This window comes from Micromonospora sp. NPDC048999 (assembly GCF_040649295.1).
In the GTDB taxonomy this organism is placed as follows: Bacteria; Actinomycetota; Actinomycetes; order Mycobacteriales; family Micromonosporaceae; genus Micromonospora.
The window spans coordinates 1-25,711 of record NZ_JBEZFI010000036.1; the positions used below are offsets into that span (position 1 = coordinate 1).

Annotated in this window: 27 protein-coding genes and 1 pseudogene; 17 read left to right on the forward strand and 11 right to left on the reverse strand. The window is 72.3% G+C overall.

Annotated features, from left to right (window positions below; translation table 11 throughout):
* Positions 1-196: 196 nt before the first annotated feature.
* The gene (locus tag AB0C02_RS26365) at positions 197-976 is read right to left on the reverse strand and encodes a class I SAM-dependent methyltransferase (protein ID WP_357551631.1); all 780 of its coding nucleotides are present in this window, start codon (positions 974-976) and stop codon (positions 197-199) included.
* A gap of 1 nt (position 977) precedes the next feature.
* A complete protein-coding gene (locus tag AB0C02_RS26370) occupies positions 978-1,742 on the reverse strand; it encodes an SDR family NAD(P)-dependent oxidoreductase (protein WP_357551632.1) in 765 nt (254 codons plus the stop codon).
* Positions 1,743-1,911: 169 nt separating this feature from the next.
* Here AB0C02_RS26370 and mshA point away from each other — a divergent pair, with 169 nt between their 5' ends.
* The 3 genes from mshA (at position 1,912) to AB0C02_RS26385 (ending at position 4,875) form a co-directional block, all read left to right on the forward strand.
* Positions 1,912-3,276, forward strand: a complete 1,365-nt coding sequence (gene mshA / locus AB0C02_RS26375; protein ID WP_357551633.1) for a D-inositol-3-phosphate glycosyltransferase — start codon at positions 1,912-1,914, stop codon at positions 3,274-3,276.
* Between the two features lie 47 nt (positions 3,277-3,323).
* Positions 3,324-3,857, forward strand: coding sequence for a YbjN domain-containing protein (locus tag AB0C02_RS26380; protein WP_357551634.1), 534 nt, complete (start codon positions 3,324-3,326; stop codon positions 3,855-3,857).
* A gap of 76 nt (positions 3,858-3,933) precedes the next feature.
* Positions 3,934-4,875 (forward strand): hypothetical protein, encoded by a 942-nt coding sequence (locus AB0C02_RS26385; RefSeq protein WP_357551635.1) that lies wholly within the window; start codon positions 3,934-3,936, stop codon positions 4,873-4,875.
* A gap of 370 nt (positions 4,876-5,245) precedes the next feature.
* Here the strand turns inward: AB0C02_RS26385 and AB0C02_RS26390 are convergent, their stop codons facing one another.
* Positions 5,246-6,505, reverse strand: a complete 1,260-nt coding sequence (locus tag AB0C02_RS26390) for an MFS transporter (RefSeq protein WP_357551636.1) — start codon at positions 6,503-6,505, stop codon at positions 5,246-5,248.
* A gap of 129 nt (positions 6,506-6,634) precedes the next feature.
* Positions 6,635-7,915 carry an MFS transporter gene (locus AB0C02_RS26395; protein ID WP_357551637.1) on the reverse strand — a complete coding sequence of 427 codons (1,281 nt, stop codon included), beginning with the start codon at positions 7,913-7,915 and terminating at the stop codon, positions 6,635-6,637.
* A 150-nt stretch (positions 7,916-8,065) separates the two neighbouring features.
* Between AB0C02_RS26395 and AB0C02_RS26400 the strand changes: the two genes are divergently transcribed.
* A complete protein-coding gene (locus AB0C02_RS26400) occupies positions 8,066-8,833 on the forward strand; it encodes a phosphoglyceromutase (protein ID WP_357551638.1) in 768 nt (255 codons plus the stop codon).
* 51 nt (positions 8,834-8,884) lie between these two features.
* Here AB0C02_RS26400 and phoU read toward each other — a convergent pair whose 3' ends face one another.
* Positions 8,885-9,526 (reverse strand): phosphate signaling complex protein PhoU, encoded by a 642-nt coding sequence (gene phoU, locus AB0C02_RS26405; RefSeq protein WP_357551680.1) that lies wholly within the window; start codon positions 9,524-9,526, stop codon positions 8,885-8,887.
* A 211-nt stretch (positions 9,527-9,737) separates the two neighbouring features.
* Here phoU and AB0C02_RS26410 point away from each other — a divergent pair, with 211 nt between their 5' ends.
* The 3 genes from AB0C02_RS26410 (at position 9,738) to AB0C02_RS26420 (ending at position 12,850) form a co-directional block, all read left to right on the forward strand.
* Positions 9,738-11,021: an ATP-binding protein gene (locus AB0C02_RS26410; RefSeq protein WP_357551639.1), complete on the forward strand. Its 1,284-nt coding sequence runs from the start codon at positions 9,738-9,740 to the stop codon at positions 11,019-11,021.
* Positions 11,022-11,051: 30 nt separating this feature from the next.
* On the forward strand, positions 11,052-11,735 hold the full coding sequence (locus AB0C02_RS26415) for a response regulator transcription factor (RefSeq protein WP_357551640.1): 684 nt from the start codon (positions 11,052-11,054) through the stop codon (positions 11,733-11,735).
* Between the two features lie 524 nt (positions 11,736-12,259).
* A complete protein-coding gene (locus AB0C02_RS26420) occupies positions 12,260-12,850 on the forward strand; it encodes a hypothetical protein (RefSeq protein WP_357551641.1) in 591 nt (196 codons plus the stop codon).
* Positions 12,851-13,039: 189 nt separating this feature from the next.
* On the opposite strand, the gene AB0C02_RS26425 is transcribed toward AB0C02_RS26420, so the two are convergent.
* The gene (locus AB0C02_RS26425) at positions 13,040-13,846 is read right to left on the reverse strand and encodes a hypothetical protein (RefSeq protein ID WP_357551642.1); all 807 of its coding nucleotides are present in this window, start codon (positions 13,844-13,846) and stop codon (positions 13,040-13,042) included.
* Positions 13,847-13,920: 74 nt separating this feature from the next.
* Here AB0C02_RS26425 and AB0C02_RS26430 point away from each other — a divergent pair, with 74 nt between their 5' ends.
* Both AB0C02_RS26430 and AB0C02_RS26435 read left to right on the forward strand, forming a co-directional pair.
* Positions 13,921-14,865, forward strand: a complete 945-nt coding sequence (locus tag AB0C02_RS26430) for a Ppx/GppA phosphatase family protein (RefSeq protein WP_357551643.1) — start codon at positions 13,921-13,923, stop codon at positions 14,863-14,865.
* Between the two features lie 76 nt (positions 14,866-14,941).
* Positions 14,942-15,748 (forward strand): sugar phosphate isomerase/epimerase, encoded by an 807-nt coding sequence (locus AB0C02_RS26435; RefSeq protein WP_357551644.1) that lies wholly within the window; start codon positions 14,942-14,944, stop codon positions 15,746-15,748.
* Between the two features lie 15 nt (positions 15,749-15,763).
* Here AB0C02_RS26435 and AB0C02_RS26440 read toward each other — a convergent pair whose 3' ends face one another.
* The 3 genes from AB0C02_RS26440 to AB0C02_RS26450 are packed head-to-tail and all read right to left on the reverse strand — an operon-like array spanning position 15,764 to position 17,784.
* The gene (locus AB0C02_RS26440) at positions 15,764-16,339 is read right to left on the reverse strand and encodes a CGNR zinc finger domain-containing protein (protein WP_357551645.1); all 576 of its coding nucleotides are present in this window, start codon (positions 16,337-16,339) and stop codon (positions 15,764-15,766) included.
* A gap of 19 nt (positions 16,340-16,358) precedes the next feature.
* Complete coding sequence (locus AB0C02_RS26445; protein WP_357551646.1) at positions 16,359-17,525, reverse strand: glutathionylspermidine synthase family protein; 1,167 nt, start codon at positions 17,523-17,525, stop codon at positions 16,359-16,361.
* 1 nt (position 17,526) lies between these two features.
* Positions 17,527-17,784, reverse strand: coding sequence for a hypothetical protein (locus AB0C02_RS26450; RefSeq protein ID WP_357551647.1), 258 nt, complete (start codon positions 17,782-17,784; stop codon positions 17,527-17,529).
* Between the two features lie 76 nt (positions 17,785-17,860).
* Between AB0C02_RS26450 and AB0C02_RS26455 the strand changes: the two genes are divergently transcribed.
* The 8 genes and pseudogenes from AB0C02_RS26455 to AB0C02_RS26490 all read left to right on the forward strand — a co-directional run bounded on the left by AB0C02_RS26455 (position 17,861) and on the right by AB0C02_RS26490 (position 23,852).
* Complete coding sequence (locus tag AB0C02_RS26455; RefSeq protein ID WP_357551648.1) at positions 17,861-18,781, forward strand: proline dehydrogenase family protein; 921 nt, start codon at positions 17,861-17,863, stop codon at positions 18,779-18,781.
* Between the two features lie 74 nt (positions 18,782-18,855).
* Positions 18,856-19,191, forward strand: coding sequence for a YrdB family protein (locus AB0C02_RS26460; RefSeq protein WP_357551649.1), 336 nt, complete (start codon positions 18,856-18,858; stop codon positions 19,189-19,191).
* A gap of 114 nt (positions 19,192-19,305) precedes the next feature.
* A complete protein-coding gene (locus AB0C02_RS26465) occupies positions 19,306-20,658 on the forward strand; it encodes a hypothetical protein (protein WP_357551650.1) in 1,353 nt (450 codons plus the stop codon).
* 4 nt (positions 20,659-20,662) lie between these two features.
* A pseudogene (locus tag AB0C02_RS26470) lies at positions 20,663-20,803 on the forward strand (ABC transporter ATP-binding protein); the annotation flags it as partial.
* Between the two features lie 292 nt (positions 20,804-21,095).
* Positions 21,096-21,305 carry a helix-turn-helix domain-containing protein gene (locus AB0C02_RS26475; protein WP_089005106.1) on the forward strand — a complete coding sequence of 70 codons (210 nt, stop codon included), beginning with the start codon at positions 21,096-21,098 and terminating at the stop codon, positions 21,303-21,305.
* 220 nt (positions 21,306-21,525) lie between these two features.
* Positions 21,526-21,627 carry an AURKAIP1/COX24 domain-containing protein gene (locus AB0C02_RS26480; protein ID WP_007465623.1) on the forward strand — a complete coding sequence of 34 codons (102 nt, stop codon included), beginning with the start codon at positions 21,526-21,528 and terminating at the stop codon, positions 21,625-21,627.
* Between the two features lie 120 nt (positions 21,628-21,747).
* Positions 21,748-22,821, forward strand: coding sequence for an NAD-dependent epimerase/dehydratase family protein (locus AB0C02_RS26485; RefSeq protein ID WP_357551651.1), 1,074 nt, complete (start codon positions 21,748-21,750; stop codon positions 22,819-22,821).
* Positions 22,822-22,976: 155 nt separating this feature from the next.
* Positions 22,977-23,852 (forward strand): lysophospholipid acyltransferase family protein, encoded by an 876-nt coding sequence (locus tag AB0C02_RS26490; protein WP_357551681.1) that lies wholly within the window; start codon positions 22,977-22,979, stop codon positions 23,850-23,852.
* A 3-nt stretch (positions 23,853-23,855) separates the two neighbouring features.
* Here AB0C02_RS26490 and AB0C02_RS26495 read toward each other — a convergent pair whose 3' ends face one another.
* Positions 23,856-24,662 carry an HAD-IB family hydrolase gene (locus AB0C02_RS26495; RefSeq protein ID WP_357551652.1) on the reverse strand — a complete coding sequence of 269 codons (807 nt, stop codon included), beginning with the start codon at positions 24,660-24,662 and terminating at the stop codon, positions 23,856-23,858.
* A 119-nt stretch (positions 24,663-24,781) separates the two neighbouring features.
* Positions 24,782-25,651: a DUF5667 domain-containing protein gene (locus AB0C02_RS26500; RefSeq protein ID WP_357551653.1), complete on the reverse strand. Its 870-nt coding sequence runs from the start codon at positions 25,649-25,651 to the stop codon at positions 24,782-24,784.
* Positions 25,652-25,711 lie beyond the last annotated feature (60 nt).

Consider the following 25,711-nt stretch of genomic DNA (forward strand, 5'->3'; position numbering starts at 1 on the left):
GGACAGCGCCAAGAAGGTACGACGTCAGCCGGACGGCCCTAGCCCAATTTTCACCCGCTCAGGGTCGCGCCGCTAGGCGCACGAACTACTAACCCCCCCACCCCACCCCCACCTTGCCCACGGTGATCATGAGGTTAGCGGCGACAAATCGGACACGAGGCGCGGCTAACCTCATGATCAACGCCGGAGGGTGGGGTCAGGTGGGGGAGATGGCGGGGTAGGGGAGGGTTAGGGTGCCGTGGCGCCAGTGGTGGGGGTGGTTGGTGATTGGCCAGCCCGCTTCGCGGACGGCTCGGACCGTTTGTAGCCAGCGCTGGCGGGGGCCGAAGGGGGCGTAGCCGGCGGCGGCCTGCCAGGCGTCGTCCAGGGCGCCGATCAGGTCGTGGATCCGCTCGCCCGGGACGTTGCGGTGGATCAGCGCCTTCGGCAGCCGCTCGGCGAGCTGGGCCGGCCGCTCCAGGGTGGTCAGCTTCGCGGCCAGGGTCAGCGTGCGCGGGCCGTCCGCGTCGAGCAGCACCCAGCCACCGAGCCGGCCCAGCTCGTCGCAGGTCCCCTCGACCAGCAGCCCGCCCGGGGCCAGCCGGCCGGTCACCGTACGCCAGGCCTCGGCTACCTCGCTCTCGTCGTACTGGCGTAGCACGTTGAACGCCCGGACCAGGGCGGGCCGGAGCCCGGCCAGTTCGAAACCACCCCGGGCGAAGGTCAACCCGGGCGGATCGGCGGCGGGCTGGGCGGCGGCCACGCGTACCGGATCGATCTCCAACCCGACCACCCGGACGTCCGCGCGGACCCCGGCCGCGAGGCGGGCCCGCAACTCGACGGCGGTCACCGGGGTAGCGCCGTAGCCCAGGTCGACGACCAGCGGGTCGGCGGCCGCGCGCAGCGCGTCGCCGCAGGTTTCGACGATCCAGTTGTCCACCCGCCGGAGCCGGTTGGGATTCGTCGTCCCCCGGGTGACGACGCCCTGCGGCTTCACCTCAGCTCACCCGGTGCACCTTGTGCTGGGCGGCCTGGGCCAGCGGGCGGATCACCAACTGATCGACGTTCACGTGGTGCGGACGGGTGGCGCACCAGGCGACGCAGTCGGCGATGTCGTCGGCGACCAGCGGCTCGGCCACCCCTGCGTAGACCGCCGCGGCCCGCTCCGCGTCGCCGTCGAAGCGGACCAGGCCGAACTCCTCGGTCTTCACCATCCCGGGGTCGATCTCGATCACCCGGACCGGCCGGCCGCTCAGCTCCAGCCGGAGCGTGCCGGCGATCGCGGTCTGCGCGTGCTTGGCGGCGGTGTAACCGCCCCCGCCCTCGTAGACGACGTGCCCGGCGGTGGAGCCGACGATCACGATGGTGCCGGCACCGGACGCCTCCAGTGCGGGCAGCAGCGCCTTGGTGACCCGGAGCGTGCCGAGCACGTTCACGTCGTACATCCACTGCCAGTCACCGACGGCTGCGGACTCGACCGGGTCCAGGCCGCGCGCCCCGCCGGCGTTGTTGACCAGCAGGGTGACCGGGCCGGGTGCGGCGGCGGCCGCCACCGCCAGCCCGGCGACCGACTCGTCGGAGGTGACGTCGCACCCCACCGCGGTGGCCGCGCCGCCGGCCGCCTCGATCTCGGCGACCAGGCCGGCCAACCGGTCGGTACGCCGGGCGGCGGCGAGCACGTGGAAACCCTCGGCGGCCAGCCGGCGGGCGGTGGCCGCACCGATCCCGCTGGACGCCCCGGTGACGATGGCGACGGAGGTCATCCGGCCATTCTCCCCTGCCCCCGTGCCGACGCCGCGATGAGGTCCGTCACGCCCGGACCAGCCGGTACGCATTTCCGAAGCCCGATCGGGAAGATGACATCCGGCGCGGAGGTTGACCGAGAAGCGCCGGTCGTGCGGGACGGCAGCAACCGTGACAGAGGGAGCGGACGTGGCGGAAATGCACACCGGTGTCGGTCGTCAGCGCGGTGCCCTGCCGTGGCCACGGCCGCGCCGAATCGCCACCGTCTCGGTGCACACCTCGCCGCTGCACCAGCCCGGCACGGGCGACGCGGGCGGCATGAACGTCTACATCCTGGAGGTCGCCCGGCGGCTGGCCGAGGCCGACGTCGAGGTGGAGATCTTCACCCGGGCGACCTCCGGCGACCTGCCGCCGGTGGTCGAGATGGCGCCCGGTGTGCACGTCCGGCACGTCACCGCCGGGCCCCTTGAGGGGCTGACCAAGGAGGAGTTGCCCGGCCAGCTCTGCGCCTTCACCGCCGGCGTGCTGCGCGCCGAGGCGGCCCGCCCGCCGGGCCACTACGACCTGATCCACTCGCACTACTGGCTCTCCGGCCAGGTCGGCTGGCTGGCCAAGGAGCGTTGGGGCGTGCCGCTGGTGCACACCGCACACACCCTCGCGAAGGTCAAGAACGCCCAGCTCGCCGCCGGAGACCGGCCCGAGCCGAAGGCTCGGGTCATCGGCGAGGAGCAGGTGGTCGCCGAGGCCGAGCGGCTGGTCGCCAACACCCGCGTCGAGGCCCGCGACCTGATCGGCCGGTACGACGCCGACCCCGCCCGGGTGACCGTGGTGGAGCCCGGCGTCGACCTGGACCGGTTCCGCCCCGCACCGGGCGACCGCGAGTCCGCCGTACGTGCCGCCCGCCGCCGGCTCGGGCTTCCCACCCAGGGGTACGTGGTGGCTTTCGTCGGCCGGATCCAGCCGCTCAAGGCCCCCGACGTGCTGATCCGGGCGGTGGCCGCGCTGCGCGAGCGGGATCCCGGGCTGGCCGACGAGCTGACCGTGGTGATCTGCGGTGGCCCCAGCGGCAGCGGCCTCGACCGCCCCACCGCCCTGATCGAGCTGGCCGGTTCGCTCGGCGTCGCCGACCGGGTGCGCTTCCTGCCGCCGCGGACCGGCGAGGACCTGCCCGCCCTCTACCGGGCCGCCGACCTGGTCGCGGTGCCGTCGTACAACGAATCGTTCGGGCTGGTCGCGCTGGAGGCCCAGGCGTGCGGCACGCCCGTCCTCGCCGCCGCCGTGGGTGGCCTGGTCACCGCCGTACGCGACGGGGTCAGCGGAGTGCTCATCGGCGGCCACGACCCGGTCGACTGGGCCCGTACGCTGTCCCGGCTGCTGCCCGACCGGCTGCGCCGGGCCACCCTGGCCCGGGGTGCGGAGCGGCACGCCCGCAACTTCTCCTGGCAGCGCACCGTCTCCGGGCTGCTCACCGTCTACGGCGAGGCGATCGCCGAGCACCGCGAACGGCTCACCGGCCAGCTCGCCGCCGACCCCGCCCTGTCCTGCTCCTGGTGACCTGTCGCCCCAGGGGGCGGCGGCTCGGCAGCCGTAAAGTGGGTGCGATGAGCCGCAGGAGTGGGGTCGCCGCGCTGATCGAGTCGTTTTGCGCCGAGCGCGAGCTGGCGTGGGAGTCCACCGGCGAGACGTCGTACGCGGTCACCCTGCCGGGGACGCACAAGCTCAAGACGATCTGCAACCTGATCGTCGGCGAGCACGCGTTGCGGATCGAGGCGTTTCTGATGCGCCAACCGGACGAGCGCCGCGAGGAGCTCTGGGCCTGGCTGCTCCAGCGCAACGCACGGATGTACGCCGTGTCCTTCTCCATCGACGCGGTCGGCGACGTCTACCTGACCGGGCGGGTCAACCTGGCCGGAGTGGACGAGGCGGAGCTGGACCGCCTCCTCGGCGCCGTGCTGACGTACGCCGACGAGTCCTTCGACCGCATGCTGGAGATCGGCTTCGGCACCGCCATCCGCCGAGAGTGGGAGTGGCGGGTCAAGCGGGGGGAGTCGACGGCAAACCTGGCCGCCTTTGCCCACCTCTTCGCGCCGTCGACCGGCACCACGTCCGGCTCCGGTGGTTCGGACCCGTCCTGACGGGTATGCCGCACCGCGCGGTGCGGCATGTGGGACCCACCGCGGGCCGAGGACGGACTGTCGAGGAGCGTGTCCCATGGCTCAGCGCAGCAGCTCAGGTCGCGGCACGACTGCGACGAGGACCAGACCGCAAACCGGCAACCAGACCCCGGGCACGCCGGGCGTCTCCGAATCCGAGATCTCCCGGATGAAGGTCGACGACCTCCGCAGCCAGCTCCGCCGGCGCGGGGTCACCGGAATCTCCACCCTGCGCAAGCCCGAGCTGGTGAAGACGCTGGCGAGGACCCTCCGCGCGGAGAGCCGCGGCGGCGGTGCGGCACGTAAGGCCACCGGGCCGGCCGGTCGCGCCGCCACGAAGAAGGCGGCCGCCAAGAAGGCCCCGGCGAAGAAGGCCGTGGGCAAGGCGGTGCCCGCCGCGAAGGCCACCGGTGCGCGGGCGACGAAGGTCGCGGTGAAGGAGGCGGCCGTGAAGAAGGCTGCGGTGAAGCGGGCGGCTCCCGCGAAGAAGGCCGTAGTCAAGAAGGCACCCGCCGCGAGGAAGGCGGCACCCGCGAGGAAGGCGGCGACGACAAGGGCGCGGGGTACGACTGCGACAGCCGCTGCGGGTGGGCGGGCGATGCCCGCTACGGGCGGTACGGCGGCGACGCCGGTCCGGACCGGTCGGACCTCGGCCCGCTCGGTGCGGTCGTCCCAGCAGATCACCTCGCTGCAGGATCGTCCGGAGCGCCCCGGCCGGAGCCTGGTGACCGCCAACCACGACGTGATTCAGCGCTGGGCGCGGGCCCGGGGCGCTAAGCCGGCCACCATCGCCGGCACCGAGCGCGAAGGCCGGCCCGGGGTGCTGACGTTCAACATCCCGGGGTGGCGGGAGAGCAGTCGGATTCGGGAGATCACCTGGGAGGACTGGTTCCGGACGTTCGACTCACGGCGGCTGAACCTGATCTACCAGGAACAACTCCGGGACGGCCGGCAGAGCAACTTCTTCCGGACAGAGTCACCCGAACGCGAGGACGCCTGAGGTTTAGGGGAATGGCCGGCGGGAATGCGCTGTTGGCCACCGGTAGACACCCGGAGCCGGGGCGACGGATCTCCGACCCGAAGGCTGTGACGGGCGAGACAGCGATCCAAGTTGAATCCAGAATCCGGGCGAACTAACTTTATTGCACCGCGCACCGCTTGTAATCGTTCGGGGGAGCGGCGGATCGATCAGATCCGCGCAAGCGAGGCGCGAAGATCGGGTGGAGCACACCGTTGGGGGACGGTGCCATCCGAGGAACCGGCGGCGCGAGCGGGCGACGCTTACGGGGGTGAGTGTCGCCCGCCGCCGCCGGGTGTACGGAGCGCCCATCACGACGGGGGTCGGGGTGGGCGCTCGGTGTATCCGCTCCTCAGCCGCGTACCGGTTCCGGTTCCTGTCGCGGCGCGCGCAGGGCGGCGACCCGGCGTTCCCGGGACGGCCCCGCGAGCAGGTGACCGACCGCCGCGACCAGGCCCAGCCCGCCGACGACGAGCCAGTGCCGGTCGCCCAGGTGCTGGAGGCTCAGCCCGCCCAACGCCGGTGCCACGAAGGACGCCGCCGGGAAGGTCAGGTAGAAGACCGACTGGTAGCGGGCCCGCAGTTCCGGCGGCGCCAGGTCCGCGTTGATCTGCGCGTTCGGCGGTGCGGCAAGCATCTGGCCGATCGTCCAGACCACTGCCGCTCCGAGGTAGAGCGGCAGGTGGTCGGCAACGGCCAGGGCGCCGAAGCCGAGTGCCATCAGCCCGGTGGAGACCGCGAGGACACTCGACTTGCGGTACGGCTCGATCAGCCGCGGCACGAAGAGTTGCCCGGCCACGATCAGCGCGCCGCCGAGCGCCACCACCAGCCCGTACGCGGAGGGCCGCAGGCCGTCCGCCCGCATCGCCAGCGGCATGATCGTCGAGGTCTGCATGGTCAGCACGGCCAGCAGGAAGGTCAGCCCGACGAAGACGAGGAAAGTGCGGTCGGTCAGCGCGGTGTGCAGACCGGGCCGCCGGAGCCGGCCGGGCCGAACCGGGCCGACGCCGGTGGCGGCTGCCCGGGCGGCGTGGGCGAGCGTCTCCGGAACCTTCAGCGCGATGACGGCCGCAGCGGCCAGGGTCGCTGCGGCGTCGACCAGGAAGAGCGCGACGAAGCTGGCCTCGGCCAGTACGCCGGCCAACAGCGACGCCACCGCCATGCCGAGGTTGAAGGCCCAGAACTGGAGGTTGAAGGCGTGCGAGCGGCGTTCCTCGGGCACCACGTCGACGATCGCCGCGACGAACGCCGGTCCGGGCATCGAGTGCACCACCCCGACCAGCGCGGCGAGCGCGGCGATCACCGCCAGTTGCCGGCTGACCGCCAGCCCCGCCATCAGCCCGGCCGCGCCGAGGTGCGCGGCGAGCAGGGTCGCGCGCCGGCCCCACCGGTCGGCCAGCACCCCGCCGAGCAGCGTTCCGACCGCCCCGCCCGCCCCGTACGCCCCGACGACCAGGCCGGCGAGGGACGCGGAGACACCGCGTGCCGCGGTCAGGTAGAGCGAGAGGAACAGCATCGCGAAGGCGCCGGCCCGGTTGATCAGCAGCCCGGACCAGAGGTACCAGAAGGTGGCGGGCAACCCCCCGGCCGTGTCGTCCCACCAGCGCCGCACCTGTCCCCCTAAAAGTCCGCCCGCTGAGGCGATGATCAACTCTGTGCGGCACGTTGGTGTCAAACCCTCGGAGGATGCCACATGTTGCCGTACACCGAGTCGATCATTTCCCCCCGGCGGGGCGGGTACCTATGAGGCGATGCCGGCCGGCTCGGCCGGCGTGCGGGCCACGGCGACCGGCCGGACCGGCGTCGCGGGAGCCCGGAGCTGGGCGGCGCGCCGCTCCCGGGCCGGGCCGGAGATCAGGTGGGCGACCGCCATCGCGCCGCCGATCGCGGCGCAGCCGAGCCAGAGCGTGGTGTTGCCGGCGTGCTCCCGGACCAGGCCGCCGAAAATCGGGGCGGCCGCCGCGGCCAGCTGCCAGGAGAGTGAGAAGACGCCCTGGTAGCGGCCGCGAAGCGCGGCGGGGGAGAGCTCGGCGATGAGGGTGGCGTTGGACGGCGAGTTGAGCATCTCGCCGACCGTCCAGATCAGCACGGTCAGGCCGTAGAACCAGGCCGCGCCGGCGAACGCGGTCAGCCCGAAACCGGCGCCCATCACCAGCGCGGCGAGCGCCAGCACGTGCGACCGGCTCCGACCCTTGATCAGCCGGGGCACGAAGAGTTGCCCGACCACGATCAGCACCCCGTTGAGCGCGATCACCGAGCCGTACGTGGCGGGGCTCAGGCCGGATTCGCCCATCGCGATCGGCAGCATCGAGATGTGCTGGAGGAAGACCAGCGCGGCGAACAGGTTGAGCGCCACGAAGCCCAGGAAGACCCGGTCGCGCAGGATGGTCCGCAGGGCGCCGGCGGGAGCGGCGCCCTTGACGGCCGGGCCGGTCGACCGGGTCTCCCGGACCCGGGCGAAGATGACCAGCGCGGTGATCAGGGTGGTCGCCGCGTCGACCAGGAAGAGCAGCAGGTAGCCGGCCTGGGCGGCGACGCCGGCGAGCACTGCGGCGCAGGCGAAGCCGAGGTTGACCGCCCAGTAGTTCAGCGTGAAGGCGCGCAGCCGGTCCTTCTCGGGCACCACGTCGATGATCATGGCCCCGAACGCCGGACGGGCCATCTCCGCGAACCCGCCCAGCAGCAGGGCGCCCAGCGCGACCGCCCCGAGCGGCCGGGCCAGGCCGAGCGCGACCATCATGGTGGCCGCGCCGAGATGCGCGGTGAGCAGGGTGGGCCGCCGCCCCCACCGGTCGGTCAGGGTGCCGCCGATCGTGGTGCCGACCGCGCCGCCGACGCCCCACATCCCGATCACCAGGCCGGCCTGCGAGGCTGAGAAGCCGCGGGCCTGGGTGAGGTAGATGGCCAGGAAGACCAGGACGAACGAGCCGAGCCGGTTGATCAGGGTGCCGGTCCAGAGATACCAGAAGGCTCTCGGTAGTCCACCCGTGGTGTCCCGGAACCAGCCCCGTACCGTCCGCATCCCGACGCCCCCGTTAGGTAATGACCAATATCTCAGTAGCGCCTTACAACCTAGTCCCGCCCCGGAACGCTGGTCAGCAGGTTTTCCACGTGGTGGTCGTCACCACCGGTCCCTGCGTGTCCGAACATCAGGTACGGCAGGATGATCGGCATGACTGCGAGCGAGGGACCTACCGTCGGGACGCTGGTCCTGCTGCGGCACGGCGAGAGCGACTGGAACGCCAAGAACCTCTTCACCGGCTGGGTCGACGTCGACCTGACGGCCAAGGGGGAGAGCGAGGCGCGGCGCGGCGGTGAGCTGCTCCGCGAGCACAACCTGTTGCCGGACGTGGTGCACACGAGCGTGATGCGCCGCGCGATCCGTACCGCCGAATTGGCGCTCGACGCAGCCGACCGGCACTGGATCGCGGTGCGCCGGTCGTGGCGGCTCAACGAGCGGCACTACGGCGCGCTCCAGGGCAAGAACAAGAAGCAGACCCTGGACGAGTACGGCGAGGAGCAGTTCATGCTGTGGCGCCGGTCGTACGACACGCCACCGCCGCCGATCGACGACAACGACGAGTGGTCCCAGGTCGGTGACCCTCGGTACGCGCTGCTGCCGACCGAGCTGATGCCGCGCACCGAGTGCCTCAAGGACGTCGTCGAGCGGATGCTGCCGTACTGGTACGACTCGATCGTGCCGGACATCCTGGCCGGCCGCACGGTGCTGGTGGCGGCGCACGGCAACTCGCTGCGCGCCTTGGTCAAGCACCTCGACCAGATCTCCGACGAGGCGATCGCCAAGCTGAACATCCCGACCGGCATCCCGCTGCGCTACGACCTCGACCCGGACCTGCGCCCGCAGACCCTCGGCGGAACGTACCTCGATCCGGAGGCCGCCAAGGCGGCCGCCGCCGCGGTCGCCAACCAGGGCCGCTGACCGCCTGCAAGGAGGGGCTCCTGGTCAACGCCAGGGGCCCCTCCTTGTACCTCAGGCGGTCTCACCCGTGATCAGATAGACCACGTGCTCGCCGACGTTGACGGCGTGGTCGGCGAACCGCTCGTAGAAACGGCCGAGCAGGGTCGCATCGATCGCCGTCTCCACCCCGTACGGCCAGTCGTCGCCGAGCAGCACGGTGAAGAGGCTCTTGTGCAGGTCGTCCATGACGTCGTCGTCGCTGTCCAGTTCGCCGGCGATGGTCGCGTCGGGGCTGGCCAGCACCTTGCCGATCTTTCCGGCCAGCCGGTCGGCGACGGCCGCCATGTCGGTGAAGACCGGTCGCAGCTCGGCCGGCACCGCCGGCGAGGGGTGCCGGCGCAGCGCGGTCTTGGCGACGTGCTCGGCCAGGTCGCCCATTCGTTCCAGGTCGGCGGCCACGTGCAGGGCGGTGATCATGGCGCGCAGGTCGGAGGCCACGGGTGCCTGCCGGGCCAGCAGGTCACAGACCCGCTCCTCCACGTCCCGGTAGCGGCCGTCGATCTCGGCGTCGCCCGCGGCCACCGTCTCGGCTGCCGCGCGGTCGGCGGTGAGCAGGGCCGTGGTGGCCTGGCGCATGGCGGCGCGTACCGCCTCCGCCATGTCCACCAGCAGTTGGCTGACAAGCTGCAGGTCGGCCCGGAACTCGTAACGCATCGTCACTTCCTGACGGTCGGTGGCCGCCGGCGGCCGGTGCGGACCACCTGCGGCGTGAGCAGGTGCGCGACCCACCGTAGGTTGGGGCGGCCGGCTCTACGGTGAACGCGGGTGAACGACGCGGGACCCGTGAGTGAACTTTTTCGGAAGTGAGACTGTTTCGTCCCATTTCACCCGAACGCCGGCTGAACAATGACCCTACGATCGCCGGGTGGAATGGGCGGTGGCGGTCGAGGTGGCAGTGGCTCTGGTGGCCGGACTGGTCGCCGGGACGCTGCTGTCCCGACCGGTCAGGAAATGGCGCCGGTCGGCGTCGTCGGAGAGCGGAAGCTCCCGTCAGAGCACAGGGAGGCCCGGGATTCCCGACGAGCGACAGGGCGGGCTGTCCGGGCTCGGCCGCAAGACGATCGACTCGCTCCGCGCCGGCGTGGTGGTGCTCGACCCGGAGGACGTGCCGGTGCTGGTCAACCCGGCCGCGCGGGCGATGGGCCTGCTTCGTGCCGGGACGACGCCCGGATCCATCGCGGCGCACCCGCTGGTCCGTACCCTCGCCGGGCAGGTCCGGCGCACGGGCGTGCGCCGCGAGATTGAGCTGGACCTGCCGCGCGGTCGCGACAGCGCGGGAGACAACCCGCTCGGCGTGCACCTGCGCGCGATGGGCCTGGGTGCCGGCTACATCTCGGTCGAGGCGGCCGACGTCACGGAATCGCACCGGCTGGCCCGGGTCCGGCGAGACTTCGTGGCCAACGTGAGCCACGAGCTCAAGACCCCGATCGGCGCGCTCCAACTCCTCGCCGAGGCGTTGGTGGACGCCACCGAGCCGGCCGGCGGGGGCGCGCCCGACCTGTCCGAGGACCTGATCGCCGCCCGACGGTTCGCCGAGCGGATCCAGCACGAGTCGACCCGGTTGGGCCGGCTGGTGCAGGAGTTGCTGGAGTTGACCCGGCTCCAGGGCGCCGAGCCGCAGCCCGCCCCGGAGCCGGTCGCTGTGGACTGGGTGATCGCCGAGGTGATCGACCGGACCCGGACCGCGGCCACCGCCCGCCGGGTGGAGATCGCCGTCGACGGGCAGCGTGGCCTCACCGTGTACGGCAGCGACAGCCAGCTCGCCACCGCCGTGGCGAACCTGGTGGAGAACGCGATCAACTACTCGGGCGAGGACACCGCGGTACGGGTGACCGCGCGGGCCACCGACGAGCACGTCGAGATCGCCGTGACCGACCAGGGCATCGGCATCGCCCCGAACGAGGTCGACCGGATCTTCGAACGCTTCTACCGGGCCGATCAGGCCCGCTCCAGGGCCACCGGAGGCACCGGCCTCGGGCTGGCCATCGTCAAACACATCGCCAGCAACCATGGCGGCCGGGTGGATGTGTCGAGCACTCTTGGTGGGGGGTCGACGTTCACCCTCCGGCTGCCCGCCCGCCCCCCGGACGACCTGGAGGCGACGCTCTCCTCTGCTGGGATCGAGGCCGGCCCGGCCGAGCTCCGGTAGGTCCGACCGACAGGAAAGGAAACACCCCCGTTGAGCCGCGTACTGGTGGTTGAGGACGAGGAATCGTTCTCGGACGCCCTGTCCTACATGCTCCGCAAGGAGGGCTTCGAGGTGTCCGTCGCCGCGACGGGCACGGCCGCCCTCACCGAGTTCGACCGGACCGGTGCCGACATCGTGCTGCTCGACCTGATGTTGCCGGAAATGTCGGGTACGGAGGTCTGCCGTCAGCTCCGCCAGCGGTCGCACGTCCCGATCATCATGGTCACCGCCCGGGACAGTGAGATCGACAAGGTGGTCGGCCTGGAGATCGGGGCCGACGACTACGTCACCAAGCCGTACTCGCCGCGTGAGTTGGTCGCTCGGATCCGGGCGGTGCTGCGCCGGCAGAGCGCGGAGGCGACCGAGACCGGTGTCCCGACGCTCGCCGCCGGCCCGGTCCGGATGGACATCGAGCGGCACGTGGTGACCGTGGCCGGTGCCCCCGTGCAACTGCCGCTCAAGGAGTTCGAGCTGCTGGAGATGCTGCTGCGCAACGCGGGCCGGGTGCTCACCCGGGGGCAGCTCATCGACCGGGTCTGGGGTGCCGACTACGTGGGCGACACCAAGACGCTGGACGTGCACGTCAAGCGACTGCGCTCCAAGATCGAGCCGGAGCCGTCCGCGCCCCGCCACCTCGTCACCGTCCGTGGCCTGGGCTACAAGTTCGAGCCCTGATCGGGCCGCCCGCCCCTTGGGCTGGCTCATGATCTGCGCAGTTCCCTGAAAGTGCTGCCTCCCGCCGCCGCGAGGGGCCACTTTCAGGGAAGTTATCCGGATCTTTGCCCGGCGTCCCCTGGCCCGGTGCGGGTTGTCCGGACCTTCGCGACGTGTCCCGGCTCGGTGCGGGGTTGTCCGGATCTTGCCGGCGTGCCCTGGCCGGGTGTGGTGGTGTGGGGTGAGTGTCGGGTTCGTGGGTGTGGTCGGGGGGTCCCGGGGGCAGAATGGCTGGTGGGGGTCGGTCGTTGAACACGGGTGCACGGCCGAGGAGGACGCCCCCGCCAGGCGGGGTGCGCGGGCCCGGAATGATGGCGGGCCGCCGGTCGTTGTACATGGTCCCGGCGCCGCGAAGAGGCGAGCTTCCTCGCCCCGTGAGCCAGCCGGTTGAAGACTTTTCCCCGTTTTTGGGCGCCTGACGTGGTGCTTGCGCATGATGCCGACCCCCATCGGCGTGTGCGCCGACCCCCGAATGGAGCTTGGTCATGAATTCGATGCTGCGTAAGAGCATTCTTGGTGTTGCTGGTCTGGCTTTCACCGGTGGTGTGTTCGCTGGTCCGATCGCTGCTCATGCTGCTGAGCCGGTGCACGCCGCCCCGGCCGTCGCGGTGCAGGCCGGCAAGCCGGCCGTGGACATGGGCAAGTTGATTCCGAACGGTGTGCAGGGCGCGCAGTCGAAGATCGCTCTGAACGATGAGCAGACCGCGGACGCGAAGGCGATCATCGCGGCGACGAAGAAGGCCGGCATGCCCGAGCGGGCCGCCGTCATCTCGATCGCCACCAGCTTGCAGGAGTCGAAGCTGGAGAACCTGGGCCACCTGGGTGACCAGAACGACCACGACTCGCTGGGCCTGTTCCAGCAGCGCCCCTCCTCCGGTTGGGGCACCCCGGAGCAGATCACGAACCCCGAGTACTCGACGACCGCGTTCCTCAAGGGCCTGAAGCAGGTCGACGGGTGGCAGGACATGCCGCTGACCAAGGCCGCGCAGACGGTGCAGGTCTCGGCGTACCCGGATGCCTACGCCCAGTGGGAGCAGCAGGCCGCTGACCTGGTCGCCCAGTACTGGAACAGCTGACCCCGCTTGAACGACACGTTGGCCGGCACCCCGAACCCGGGGTGCCGGCCAGCGGCGTCTTGCAGATCTTGGAGAGTTGCCGTTCGAGGCGAACGGGAACTCTCCAAGATCCGCAGGCTGCACCTCGCCGGTGGTCATTCGACGAGCCGGGCCAGCAGCCTGGCTTCGCGTTTCTCGTCCAACCGAAGGTCACTCCGTCGCGGGGTGGGGGGCGATCTGGCCCTGGCGCAGGCGGGCGGCGCAAAGCTCGGCCAGTTTCGCGTACGCGGGGGCGCCGATCAGCGCGGTCAGCTCCGGGGCGTACGAGAGGTACATCGGCTCGGTGCCGACGTGCGCGTCGGTCGAGGAGGTGCACCACCAGTCGAGGTCGTGCCCGCCCGCGCCCCAGCCCCGCCGGTCGAACTCGGCGAGCGTGGAGATCAGCACCTTGGTGTTGTCCGGCCGCTTGTGCCAGTCCTGGTCCCGACGGACCGGCAGCTGCCAGCAGACGTCCGGCTTGTACTCCAGCGGATGCACCCCGTCGCGCAGCGCCTGGGCGTGCAGCGCGCAGCCGCCCCCGCCGGGAAAGTCGGCGTCGTTGAGGAAGACACACGGCGAGTTGGCGTCCCGGGTGGCCGTACGCCGGGCCGGGTTCTTGCCGTCGACGGTGTCGTTCTCGGTCCAGTTCTTGAAGCCCTTGCGGAAGTGCTGCCAGGTCTCCGGGGTGAGCCGCTTGACGGCGGCGCGGACCCGCTTCTCGTCATCCGAGTCGGTGAAGAACGCCCCGTGCGAGCAGCAGCCGTCGGCGGCCCGGCCGGCGATGATGCCGTGGCAGCCCTTGCCGAAGACGCAGGTCCACCGGGAGAGCAACCAGGTCAGGTCGGCGCGGATCACGTGCTTGGCGTCCGCCGGGTCGACGAACTCGATCCACTCCCGGGGGAAGTCCAGCTCCACCTCCCGGCTGCGTGGGTCGTCGGGGTCGTCCACCAGCACCTGCAGCTCGATCTGGCCTGTCACCCGGACCAGCGTACGCGGGGTGAGCCGGGCCGGCCGGTGAGCCGAAGAAACGTGTTGGACATAGGCTCGCCAGCATGCGACTGGGTGTCCTCGACGTCGGTTCCAACACGGTGCACCTGCTGGTGGTCGACGCTCACCACGGCGCCCACCCGTGGCCGGCGCACTCCGAGAAGGTGGTGCTCCGGCTGGCCGAGCAGATCGGCCCGGACGGCGCGCTCACCGAGGCGGGCGCGGACAGCCTGGTCAAGGCGGTCGGCATGGCCCGTACGGCGGCGGACGGGCTGGACGTCGACGACCTGCTCGCCTTCGCCACCAGCGCGGTCCGCGACGCGACCAACGCCGGCGACGTGCTGGCCCGGGTCCGCGACGACACCGGCGTACGCCTGGAGGTGCTCTCCGGTGCGGACGAGGCGCGGATGACCTTCCTCGCGGTGCGACGGTGGTTCGGGTGGTCCGCCGGCCGGCTGCTGGTCATGGACATCGGCGGCGGCTCGCTGGAACTGGCCGCGGGTATCGACGAGGACCCGGACGTGGCGATCTCGCTGCCGCTGGGTGCCGGCCGGTTGAGCCGTGAGCGACTGCGGGTCGACCCGGCCGGTGCGGTGCCGCCGTCCGCGGCGGCCGTCGACGAGCTGCGGGAGTACGTCGACGCGTTGCTCGACCCGGTGGTGAAGCAGCTTGCCGAGGTGGGCTGGGAGCGCCCGGTGGCCACCTCGAAGACGTTCCGGATGCTGGCCCGGCTGGCCGGCGCGGCGCCGTCCGGCGCCGGGCTCTGGGCCCCGCGCAGCCTGACCCGGACCGGCCTGCGGCAGGTGCTCGGCTTCATCCGGCACATCCCGCCCCGTCAGCTGCACGAGCTGGAGGGGGTGAGCGCCGGGCGGGCCCACCAGCTGCTCGCCGGTGCGGTGGTGGCCGAGGCGGTGCTGCGCCGGCTCGACGTGGACCGCCTGGACATCTGCCCGTGGGCGCTGCGGGAGGGGGTCATCCTGCGTCGGCTCGATCAGCTCGCGCCGATGTGATCGCGGTTTGGCGGTTTGCGTGCTTTGCGGATGCTCGTCCTGATACTCCGTGACCCGGGCGGTTACCCTGAGGGATGTGACTTCCCGCGTCCCGGTGCTCCTCTCCAGTTCCTCGGTCTTTCCTGAGCGGACCGCGGCGGCGTTCCAGCTGGCCTCGGCGCTCGGGTACGACGGCGTCGAGGTGATGGTCTGGACCGACGTGGTGAGCCAGGACCCGGGCGCGCTGCGCGGCCTGGCCGACCACTACGGCGTGCCGGTGCTCTCGGTGCACGCGCCCTGCCTGCTGGTCACCCAGCGGGTGTGGAGCCCCGACCCGTGGGAGCGGCTACGCAAGGCGGCCGAGCTGGCCGAGACGTTGGAGGCCCCGACGGTGGTGGTGCACCCACCGTTCACCTGGCAGCGGGACTACGCCCGGAACTTCGCCGACGGCCTCGAACGGATCGCCGGGCAGTTCGGCGGGCTGCGTTTCGCGGTGGAGAACATGTACCCGGTGCGGATGGCCGGTCGACAGTTCGTCCCGTACACCCCCGGCTGGGATCCGACCGACACCGGCTACGCCTCGTACACGCTGGATTTGTCGCACTGCGCGGCCTCGCACACCGACGCGCTGGCGATGGCCGACCGGATGGGGGCCGGCCTGGCCCACGTGCACCTGGGCGACGGCACCGGCGAAGGGCGCGACGAGCACCTGGTGCCCGGACGCGGCGGCCAGCCCTGCGCGGAGCTGCTCCGCTCACTGGCCGGCCGGGGCTTCACCGGCTCGGTCGCGGTGGAGGTCACCACCCGGGGCGCGAAGAGCCGCGCGGTCCGCGAGGCCGACCTGCGCGAGGCCCTGGAGTTTGCCCGCGCCAACCTCACCGCACCGTCCCCGGTCGACGCCTGACCGCCCCCGCCGGCGCTAACGGACCGGGGTGAGGGGTTCGGGCTGGGCGGGGACCGGAAGCGGGTCGCCGCCGGCGGCGCGCTTGCGGGCCCGGTGCGCGGCCACGTGCGAGCGGGTGGCGCAGCGCTCCGAGCAGAACCGCCGGCAGCAGTTCGACGACGTGTCCAGGTAGACGTTGCCGCAGCGCTCGTCGGCGCAGACGCCGAACCGGGCGCTGCCGTACTCGCAGAGCCAGACCGACAGGCCCCAGACCGCGCCGGCCAGGTATTCCGACGAGACCGAGGCGCCCCGGCCGGTCACGTGCATGTGCCAGTCGCTGGAGTCGTGGCCGGAAATGCGCGGCTGCACCGGGAAGGTCTCCAGCAGCGCGTTCAGCTCCGCCACCGCCTCGGCGTCCCGGCCCGAGGTGCCGTACTCGAAGACGTCGCGCAGGCGCTTCTGCGCCCGCCGGAAAATCGCCAGGTCCCGGTCCGCGATCTCGTCGCGCATCCACCCGTTGTCGTCCGGGAAGAGGGCCCGCAGGTCGTCGAGGTCGTCCAGGCGGGCGTTGACGAGATCAACTCCGGTCCGGGCGTACGCGTCGAAGTTCACGGGACCAACGGTAGACGACTCACGCGCTCCGCGGCGCGTCGATGTAGTGGGGGAGGAACCGCGCGTAACCATCCGTGATGAGGCTTGCGCTCTCGCGTACGCCGGCGCCGGCGGACTCGCCGTCGACGGTCCAGCTCCCCACTACCGTGTGGTTGCCGGCGAACTCGGGCAGCGCCCGGAACTCCTGGTAACAGAAGCCCTCGTCACCGTAGCTTCCCGGATTGGTGATCTCGGTTCCTCCGGTGACGATGCGTACCGAAGCGCCCTCCCGGCCGAGCAGCGGCTTCGCCACGTACTCGGTCATCCCGCGCGGCGAGCCCAGGTACGCCGGCAGCAGATAGTCATGGCCCGGGTACAGCTCCCAGAGCACCGCCAGCAGCGCCTTGTTCGACAGCAGCAGCTTCCAGGCCGGCTCGATCCAGGTGGTCGGGGTGCCCGGTTCCAGCGCCGGCGGCCCGTACGGCTCGGCCAGCATCCACTCCCAGGGATAGAGCTTGAAACAGGTGGTGATCGGCCCGTTGTCGGCGTCCACGAAGCGCCGCCCGTCCCAGCCGATCTGCTGGATCGGCATGAGCGTGACGTCCAGCCCGGCCTGGCGGGCCGTCTCGGCCAGGTAGCCGGCGGTGATGAGGTCCTCGCCCGACTCCTCCTCGTCGGACCAGACCACGTGCAGCCGCGGGTCGTGCAGCCCCGCGGCGATCTTCGCCCACGCCTCGACCAGCCGCTCGTGCAGGCTGTTCCACTGGTCCGCCTCGGGGCGCGTGTGCTCCAGCCAGTACCACTGCACGATGCTCGCCTCGACCAGCGCGGTCGGGGTGTCGGCGTTGTATTCCAGCAGCTTCGGCGGCCAGGTGCCGTCGTACCAGAGGTCGAAGCGGCCGTAGAGGGTCGGCGGGGCCTCCCGCAGCGACCGGGCGACCGCCTCGGTGGCCCAGGCCGGGATGCCGAACTCCGCGTACCGGTTGCGGGCCACCACGTGCTCGGCGGCGGTCACCGCCATCCGGTGCAGCTCCTCGGTCGCCTCTTCCAGCCGGAGCACCTCGGCCAGGTCGAAGGCGTACGCGGCGGTTTCGTCCCAGTACGACATGATCCCCCCGTCGGGCAGTTCGGTGTCGACGTACACCAGGCCCTGCGAGCGGATGGTGGCGTCCCAGTCGGGGCGCGGAGTGCTCGCCTCGCGTCGCACCTCAGCCGCCGCACGAGGCGAGATGGGTGCCGAAGCCGCCCTGTCCGGGCAGCGCGGCGGCGACCGGAGTGGGCGTGTCGCGGGCGGCGGCCGGCCCGGGCGCCCGGATGGCCTGCGTGACCGCGTTGCCACCGCTCTTGGCCGGGCGGGCGCAGTCGTCATCGTCGTTGTTGCAGCCGGAGAGGGTGAGCGCCAGCGCGGTCAGCGCGCCGAGGTGCACGGTGGCCGACCGGAGCCGGCGTCGGGGGCGGGGTTCCATGTGATCGTTTCTAGTCGACCGAGGCCATCGTCACCGCCCCCCGGCATGGGTCCGCAGGTGGCGTTACGCTCGGCTCATGCTCCGTTCCGTCATCCTCGCCGCCGCCCGGTCATCCCGGGTGGAGCGGCTCGTCGCGACGGCCCCGTTCACCCGGGACGTCGTCCGTCGGTTCGTCGCTGGCGCCGGCACCGACGACGCGCTGCGCGCGACCCGCGCGCTCGTCGCCGACGGCCTCGCGGTCACCCTCGACAACCTCGGTGAGGACACCGTCACCCCGGAGCAGGCGAACGCCACCCGGGACGAATACCTCAAGCTGCTGCGACTGCTCGCCGCTGCGGAGCTCACCCCGGCCGCCGAGGTCAGCGTGAAGCTCTCCGCCCTCGGCCAGATGTTCGACGAGCAACTCGCGTACGACAACGCGCGGGCGATCTGCGTGGCGGCGGACACGGCGGGCACCACGGTCACCCTGGACATGGAGGACCACACCACCACCGACTCGACGCTGGACATCCTCGCCAAGCTGCGCAAGGACCACCCGTCGACGGGCGCGGTGCTCCAGGCGTACCTGCGGCGGACCGAGTCGGACTGCCGGGAGTTGTCCGGCGCCGGGTCCCGGGTGCGGCTCTGCAAAGGGGCGTACAAGGAGCCGGAGTCGGTGGCGTACCAGTCCACCCGCGACGTGGACAAGTCGTACGTGCGCTGCATGAACGTGCTGATGTCCGGCGACGGCTACCCGATGCTGGCCACCCACGACCCGCGCCTGATCGCCATCGGCGAGGACCGGGCCCGCTGGTTCGACCGCGGCCCGGACCGCTTCGAGTTCCAGATGCTCTACGGCATCCGCCCGGAGGAGCAGCAACGGCTGGTCGGCGAGGGCTACACCGTGCGCACCTACGTCCCCTACGGCGAGCAGTGGTACGGCTACCTGATGCGCCGCCTGGCCGAGCGCCCGGCCAACCTGATGTTCTTCGGCCGCGCGCTGGCCTCCACGAAGTGACTCAGCCGTTCGACCAGACCCGGGTGCTCAGCACAGGCTATGAAAACTAGCTGGCGCGCGGGCTGGAGGTTCTGATGAAGGCACCACTGCTGGCGGTTGCCTTCCTGGTGGAGCTGGCGCTGCTTGGCGCCGCCGGCTGGTGGGGGTTCACCCGCGACGGCGGCTGGCCGCTGCGCCTGCTCGCCGGACTCGGCGTACCGCTGCTGATCGCCGTGGTGTGGGGCCTGTTCTGCTCGCCGAAGGCCACGGTGTCGCTGCCCGCGGCGGCCAAACTCACCGTGCAGGCCGGCTGCTTCGTCACCGGCGGGCTGCTGCTCGCGTTGGCCGGTCGGCCGGTGCCGGCGGTCCTGCTGGTCGGCCTCTGGACGGCGAACAAGACGCTGCTCACGTACCTCCGCGACCCGGTCTGAGCCGGGGCCAGAGATCTTGGAAGGAACGGGCCCCTCCAGGGGCCGTTTGCCTCCAAGGTCGGGCCGGGCGCGATGCCGTGGCGGGGGGTGCTCGGTTGGTCGTACCCTTCGCCCGTGACCGACGGCGACGAGCAGGTCTCCGGCCCGGCGGGGGGCAGCGGAGCACAGCCGGCCGACCCACCCGTGACCGGGCTCGCCGCGCCCAACGGTGGAGCGTCGCCCCGCCGGCGCGGGCCGCTCTGGACCGCGCTCGCGCTGGTGCTCGCCCTGCTGGCGTGCGGTGTGCCCGGCGTACTCCTGCTCGGGCTCGTGGGGGACGCGGCCGGGCGGTCGGCGGTGGGCCGAAAGGACGACCCGGCCACGGCGGCGGCGCGGCGGCTCGGCGTGCGGATGACGGCGCAGCTCGACCGCCAGGCCAGCGCGCTGCTCGGCGGCGACCGGACCGGCTTCCTCGCCGTCGCCGAGTCGGCCGCCCGCCCCGACCTCACCCGCCGCTACGCCGCGCTGCGCGCGCTGCGGGTCACCGTGTGGCGGCCGGTGGCGGACGGCGCGCCGGCGGCCGTCGACGGGCGACCGGGGGAGTGGCGGCTGGCGGTGACGGTCGACTACTGCTTCGTGGCGCCGGACTGCACCCCGAGCACGGTGGAGATCGGCACCCGGTGGCGCCTGGTGGGGGAGGAGCCCCGGCTGGTCGCCGTCGAGGAGTCCCAGGCAAAGCCCGCCGGCACCCGGCCCTGGGAGGTGAGCGACCTGGCCGTTGCCGTCGGCGAGCGGACCCTCGTCGCGACCACGCCCGCGCTACGGGCCAAGCTTCCCCGGCTGCTCGCCCAGGCCGAGGCCGCCGCCAAGGTCGCCGACCGGTACGCGGTCAGCGGCACCCCGCCGGACCGCTACCTGGTCTTCTATGCCGGTCAGGCCGAGTGGCAGCGTTGGTACGGCGGCGGCCGGCCGAAGTGGACGGCCGGGTACGCGGTCGGCGTCGGCGGCGGGCACCACGACGTGGTGTTGAACGCCCAGAGCGTCAGCCCGAGCGGAATGGGCGAGCTGCTCCGGCACGAGTTGGCCCACGCCGCGTCGCTGCCCGCCGAGGGCTACTCCGACCGGTCCAACTGGTGGCTGGTGGAAGGGCTGGCCGAGTACGCGGGCGCGGACGGTCAGCCGGTGAACCGCCACGAGGGCCTGGCCGAGGTGCGGAAGCTGGTCCGCGGTGGCTGGGACGGGCGGTTCGACTCGCTGGCGCCCGCCGACGACGCGACCGATGACCGGGTCGGCGGCGCCTACGGCGTCGGCTACCTGGCCGTACGCCACCTGGTCGACCGGTACGGGGAGCAGCGGGTGCTCGACTTCTTCCGGGCTGTGGTGCACGAGCACCGGTCCCTGGACGACGCCGCCGACCAGGTGTTCGGCGACCCCTGGCCCGCCCTGCACGACGAGTGCGTCGATTATCTCCGGGCGATCGCCGGCTGAGCTTCATGATCGACCGCTGTCCGGCGGTCCCGGCGGACCTGCGACACTGGACGGCGCTCCCAGCGCGGAGCCCCGGTCCGCGTCCGGAAGCGGCCCGGGGCGCCCGTCCGGTGGCTCCGGTGGCGCCACCGGAGCCACCGGACGCCTTCCGCGCCCAGCGGCGGCCCCGGAGGGCGGACACCGCGCTGCCGGTGGACGCGGTCTCGCCGACACCCCCAGCCTTGGTCGCGCTCCCAGAATTGGACGCGGCGCCCTTGCGGGTGGAAAACGCCAGGTCAACAGCGGGAGAGCGGCGGCCCTTCCATGATCAATCGCAAGAAGGGATCGCGCCGGTCACAGCCGCCCCGCTACCGTACTGGTAACACGCGCGTCGCTCGTCGTGGCGGGAGCAACCCGCTCGGCGGCACGCGCCGGGCATGGGATTGGGTCGGTGAGCCATGGCCGGGTCGCAGTCCGACGGTCGGCTGTCGGATGTCAGGTTCCTGACCGTCGCCGAGGTGGCGACGGTCATGCGGGTCTCCAAGATGACGGTCTACCGTCTCGTGCACAGCGGTGAGCTGACCGCGGTACGGGTCGGCCGGTCGTTTCGGGTGCCCGAGCACGCCGTGCACGAGTACCTCCGGGGCGCGTTCCAGGAGACCGCCTGACCCGCCGCCGGCCAGGCCGTCGAGTGCGACGTAACGGGCATCGACGGGGGCGCGTTGGTCCTGCTGATACGCTCCCGCTACCCTGGACCCCGACCGTGACCGCACGCCGGTGCGCCCTGCCCACCACGCTGGTCCGGTCCGTTGTCCGCAAGCGGTCACCGGCGCCACCTGCGGTGGTGTCACCCGGTCCGCCCCGCACGTTGCATCGAAAGGCTGTCGTATGGGCTCGGTGGTCAAGAAGCGCCGCAAGCGCATGGCTAAGAAGAAGCACCGCAAGCTGCTGCGCAAGACCCGCGTCCAGCGTCGCCGTCTCGGCAAGTGACCGGGGCCGGGCTCCGGCCCGGCACCCGGCATCACTTGCCATTTGTCGACCCTCGGAGGCACAGGTGATCAGGCCGCGGACGTCCCGGCTCGATCCCGTCTGCCGGGCAAGGCGCGCGACATGACCCCCGGTGGCACCCTCGGTGCTCCGGGGGTTGTCGTCGTGACCGGGGTCGGCCGCTACCTCGGCGCGCACGTCGCCGCCCGCCTCGCCGCCGACCCCCGCATCGAGCGCGTCATCGGGGTCGACCCGGCGGCTCCCGTCCCCGAGCTGGCCGACCTGCTCGACGGGGTCGAGCGGATCCGCCTCGACCTCGACTCGCTCGGCGGCCTGCTCGTCGACCTCGACGTCGACGCGGTGGTGCACCTGGCGCTGGTCAGCGCGCCCGACCCACAGCACGGCGGTCGGGCGGCGATGAAGGATCAGAACGTCATCGGCACCATGCAACTGCTCGCCGCCTGCCAGCGGCTGCCGCGGCTGCGCAAGCTGGTGGTCCGGTCCTCGACCGCCGCGTACGGGGTGTCGTTCCGCGACCCGGCCGTCTTCACCGAGGAGACCGAGCCGCGCGAGGTGCCGCGCGGCGGCTTCGGCCGGGACATCCTCGACATCGAGGGGTACGTCCGCGGCTTCCGTCGCCGCCGCCCCGACGTCACCGCGACCGTACTGCGCTTCGCGCCGTTCATCGGCTCCACCGCGGACACCACGCTCACCCGCTACTTCTCCCAGCCGGTGGTGCCCACCGTCTTCGGCCGAGACCCGCGGCTCCAGTTCGTGCACTTCGACGACGCCCTGGAGGTGCTGCACCGCGCGGTCGCCGAGGACCACCCGGGAACGTACAACGTCGCCGGGCCGGGGGTGCTCTCTCTGTCGCAGGCGATCCGCCGGGCAGGTCGGGTGGCCGTGCCGGTGCTGGAGCCGGGGTTCTCCGGTGCCGCCGCGATCGCCCGGAGCCTGGGCTTCGGCCGGTACGGGCTGGACCAGGTCGACCTCTTCGTACACGGTCGGGTGGTGGACACCACCAGACTCGAGCGGGAGTTCGGCTTCACCCCCCGCTCGACCGCTGCCGCCTTCGACGACTTCCTCCACGCCCACCACGGCGGCGCGGTGGTCACCCCGGAGCAGCTCGCCGCGGCCGAGCAGTTGGTGCTGGAGGGCATCCGGCAGGTGCGGGCCGCCGTACGGGAGCGGTCGTGAGCGGGGCCGACGAGCGGGGTGAGGCCCGCTATGGCGTACCACTGGCCGTGCCCGATCCGGACGCGGAGCCGACGCGGCGCAACGGACACCGGCCCCCGGTTGCGGCCGCCGCCGACCCGGGGCCGACCGACGAGCCGGAGGGCGGCACGGCTCCCGTGCCGCCCGCCCCGGCCGTGGCCGACCGGCCCGGAGACCACTGGGACCGCAAGGTCGCCAGGGGCCTCGCCTTCCTGCGGCGGCGGCTCGCCGGCGACTACGAGGTGGACGAGTTCGGCTTCGACCCGGAGCTGACCGACGCGGTCTTCCACCCGCTGATCCGGCTGCTCTACCGGGACTGGTTCCGCACCGAGGTCAGCGGTGTGGAGCACGTGCCGGAAGCCGAGCCCGGCCTGGTGGTCGGCAACCACTCCGGCACGGTGGCGCTGGACGCGCTGGTCCTCGCCACCGCGCTGCACGACCGGCACCCCGCGCACCGCTACCTGCGGTTGCTCGGCGCCGATCTGGTCTTCCGGATGCCGATGGTCTCCGAGCTGGCCCGCAAGACCGGCGGGACGGTGGCCTGCAACCCGGATGCGGAACGGCTGCTCAGCAACGGCGAGCTGGTCGGCGTCTTCCCGGAGGGGTTCAAGGGGGTCGGCAAGCTCTACTCCGACCGCTACAAGCTCCAGCGGTTCGGTCGGGGTGGCTTTGTCTCGGCGGCGCTGCGTACCGGCACGCCGATCGTGCCGGTGGCGATCGTCGGCGGCGAGGAGATCTATCCGATGCTCGCCGACATCAAGCCGCTCGCCCGGCTGCTCAAGCTGCCCTACTTTCCGATCACGCCGACGTTCCCCTGGCTGGGGCCGCTGGGCATGGTGCCGCTGCCGAGCAAGTGGCTGATCGAGTTCTGCCCGCCGATTCCGACCGCGCATCTGCGCGACTCGGCGGAGGATCCGCTGGTCGTGTTCAACCTCGCCGACCAGGTACGCGAGACGATCCAGCAGACCCTGCACGAGCTGCTCGAACGCCGCCCCGACCCGTTCGGTCCCTGACCGTTAACCGGCGCGGTGGCGGCGGCGCTGCAGCGCCAGACCGGCGGTGACCGCGCCGGCGAGCAGCCCGGCGGCGGCCGTCGACGGTACGGCGATCCGGACCGCCCGGCGTCCGGTGCGGAAGTCGCGGACGTCCCAGCCGTCCCGGCGGGCCTGCCGCAGCAGTGCCGGATCGGGGTTGACCGCCACCGGGTGACCCACGACGGAAAGCATCGGCAGGTCGTTGACGGAGTCGCTGTAGGCGGCGCAGTGGCTCAGGTCCAGCCCCTCGACCGCGGCAAGCCGGGCCACCGCCTCGGCCTTGGCCGGCCCGTGCATGAGGTCGCCGACCAGCCGGCCGGTGTACGTCCCGTCAACCACCTCGGCGACCGTGCCGATCGCCCCGGTCAGCCCGAGCCGGGTCGCGATCACCCGGCCGATCTCCACCGGGGCGGCGCTGACCAGCCACACCCGCTCACCCGCGTCCAGGTGCTCCTGCGCCAGCCGGCGGGTGCCGGCCCAGATTCGCGGGGCCATCAGCTCGTCGAAGATCTCTTCCGCGAGCCGCTCCACGTCGTCGACCCGCCAGCCGTTGATGAAGGCGAGCGCGGCCTCCTTGGCCTGCGACATGTCCCCGGCGCGTTCGGTGGCGAACAGCCGGAACCTGGCCTGCCGCCAGGCGAACCGAGCCAGGTCACCGGTGGTGAAGTACTTCCGGGCCGCCAGCCCCCGGGCGAACCAGTAGATCGAGGCGCCCTGCATCATCGTGTTGTCCACGTCGAAGAAGGCGGCGGCGCGACCGGGTGTCGAGGCCGCCTCGATCCGGGCCATGGCGACCTCCTCCCGTCGACGACCGCGTATCCCCCATTGGCGAGCGTATCCGGCGTTGTGTAACGGGTGCCTGCTCGCGTTGAGAAGTGTGGCGTGGCCGGCCGGTGTCCGACGGGCGGTCAGCGGTCGGCGGGGCAGGTGCCCGGGGCCGGGCCGAGGGCGTCGCTGGCCGACGGTGCCGGCAGCCCGCAGGCGATGGCGGCGCGGATCCCGGCGGCGCGACTGTTCACGTCGTCGAGGAGGGCCAGCGACCGGTGGGTGCGTTCCCGCTCGACGTGGTCGGCCCGGTCGAGCAGCCCGCTGACCGCCCGCTGCTGGCTGCCGAGGAACGCGTCGATCGCGTTCAGCCCGGCCGGATCGGAGCGCTGCGTGGCCACAGTGGCCAGCAGGCGTACGCCCTGCCGGGTGTCGGCGTCCATGTCGTCCAGGACGGCACTGAACCCGATCCGGTCGCCATGCACCGTGGTGGCCTCGTCGAATCGGGTCCGGGCGAAGTCGAGGAAGAGCTGACCTCGGCTGAGATCCGAGCTGGCCAGGGCGAGCTGGGCCCGCTCGGTGGAGCGCTTCATCCCGTAGAGCGCGTCGCCGGGTAGCGCGTTCTCGCTGGCGGCGGAGATGCCGGAGAGCGCGATCGCTCCGGCGGCCACCCCGACCAGGATCGCGCCCCGGGCGCGGGCCCGCCGGCCGGTCACGGCCGGTAGCAGCGACCCGCGTACGCCGATGCCCGCCGTGGCGGTGTCCGCCTTGGCCGGGGTGTCGACGCCTTGCCGCTCGGCGGCGGCGACCAGCATCGCGCGCAGCCCGGTGCGGAAGTTCGCGTCGACCTCGACGGCCGGCCGGTCGGCGGCGAGCCGTTGACTCACCGCGACGAGCGCGGCGAGTTCGTCGTCGGCCCGGGAACGGACGTGGTGCCGCCGGCCGCCGTTGGCCTCGTCGAGGAGCTGCGCGAAGCGCTCGGCACGCCGACGGGAGAAGAGGTCGCTGTCCACCGTAGGCACCCCCTCTCGCTGGTGACGGCCTCCTCGGCCGTCGTCGTCACCAGCGACCGG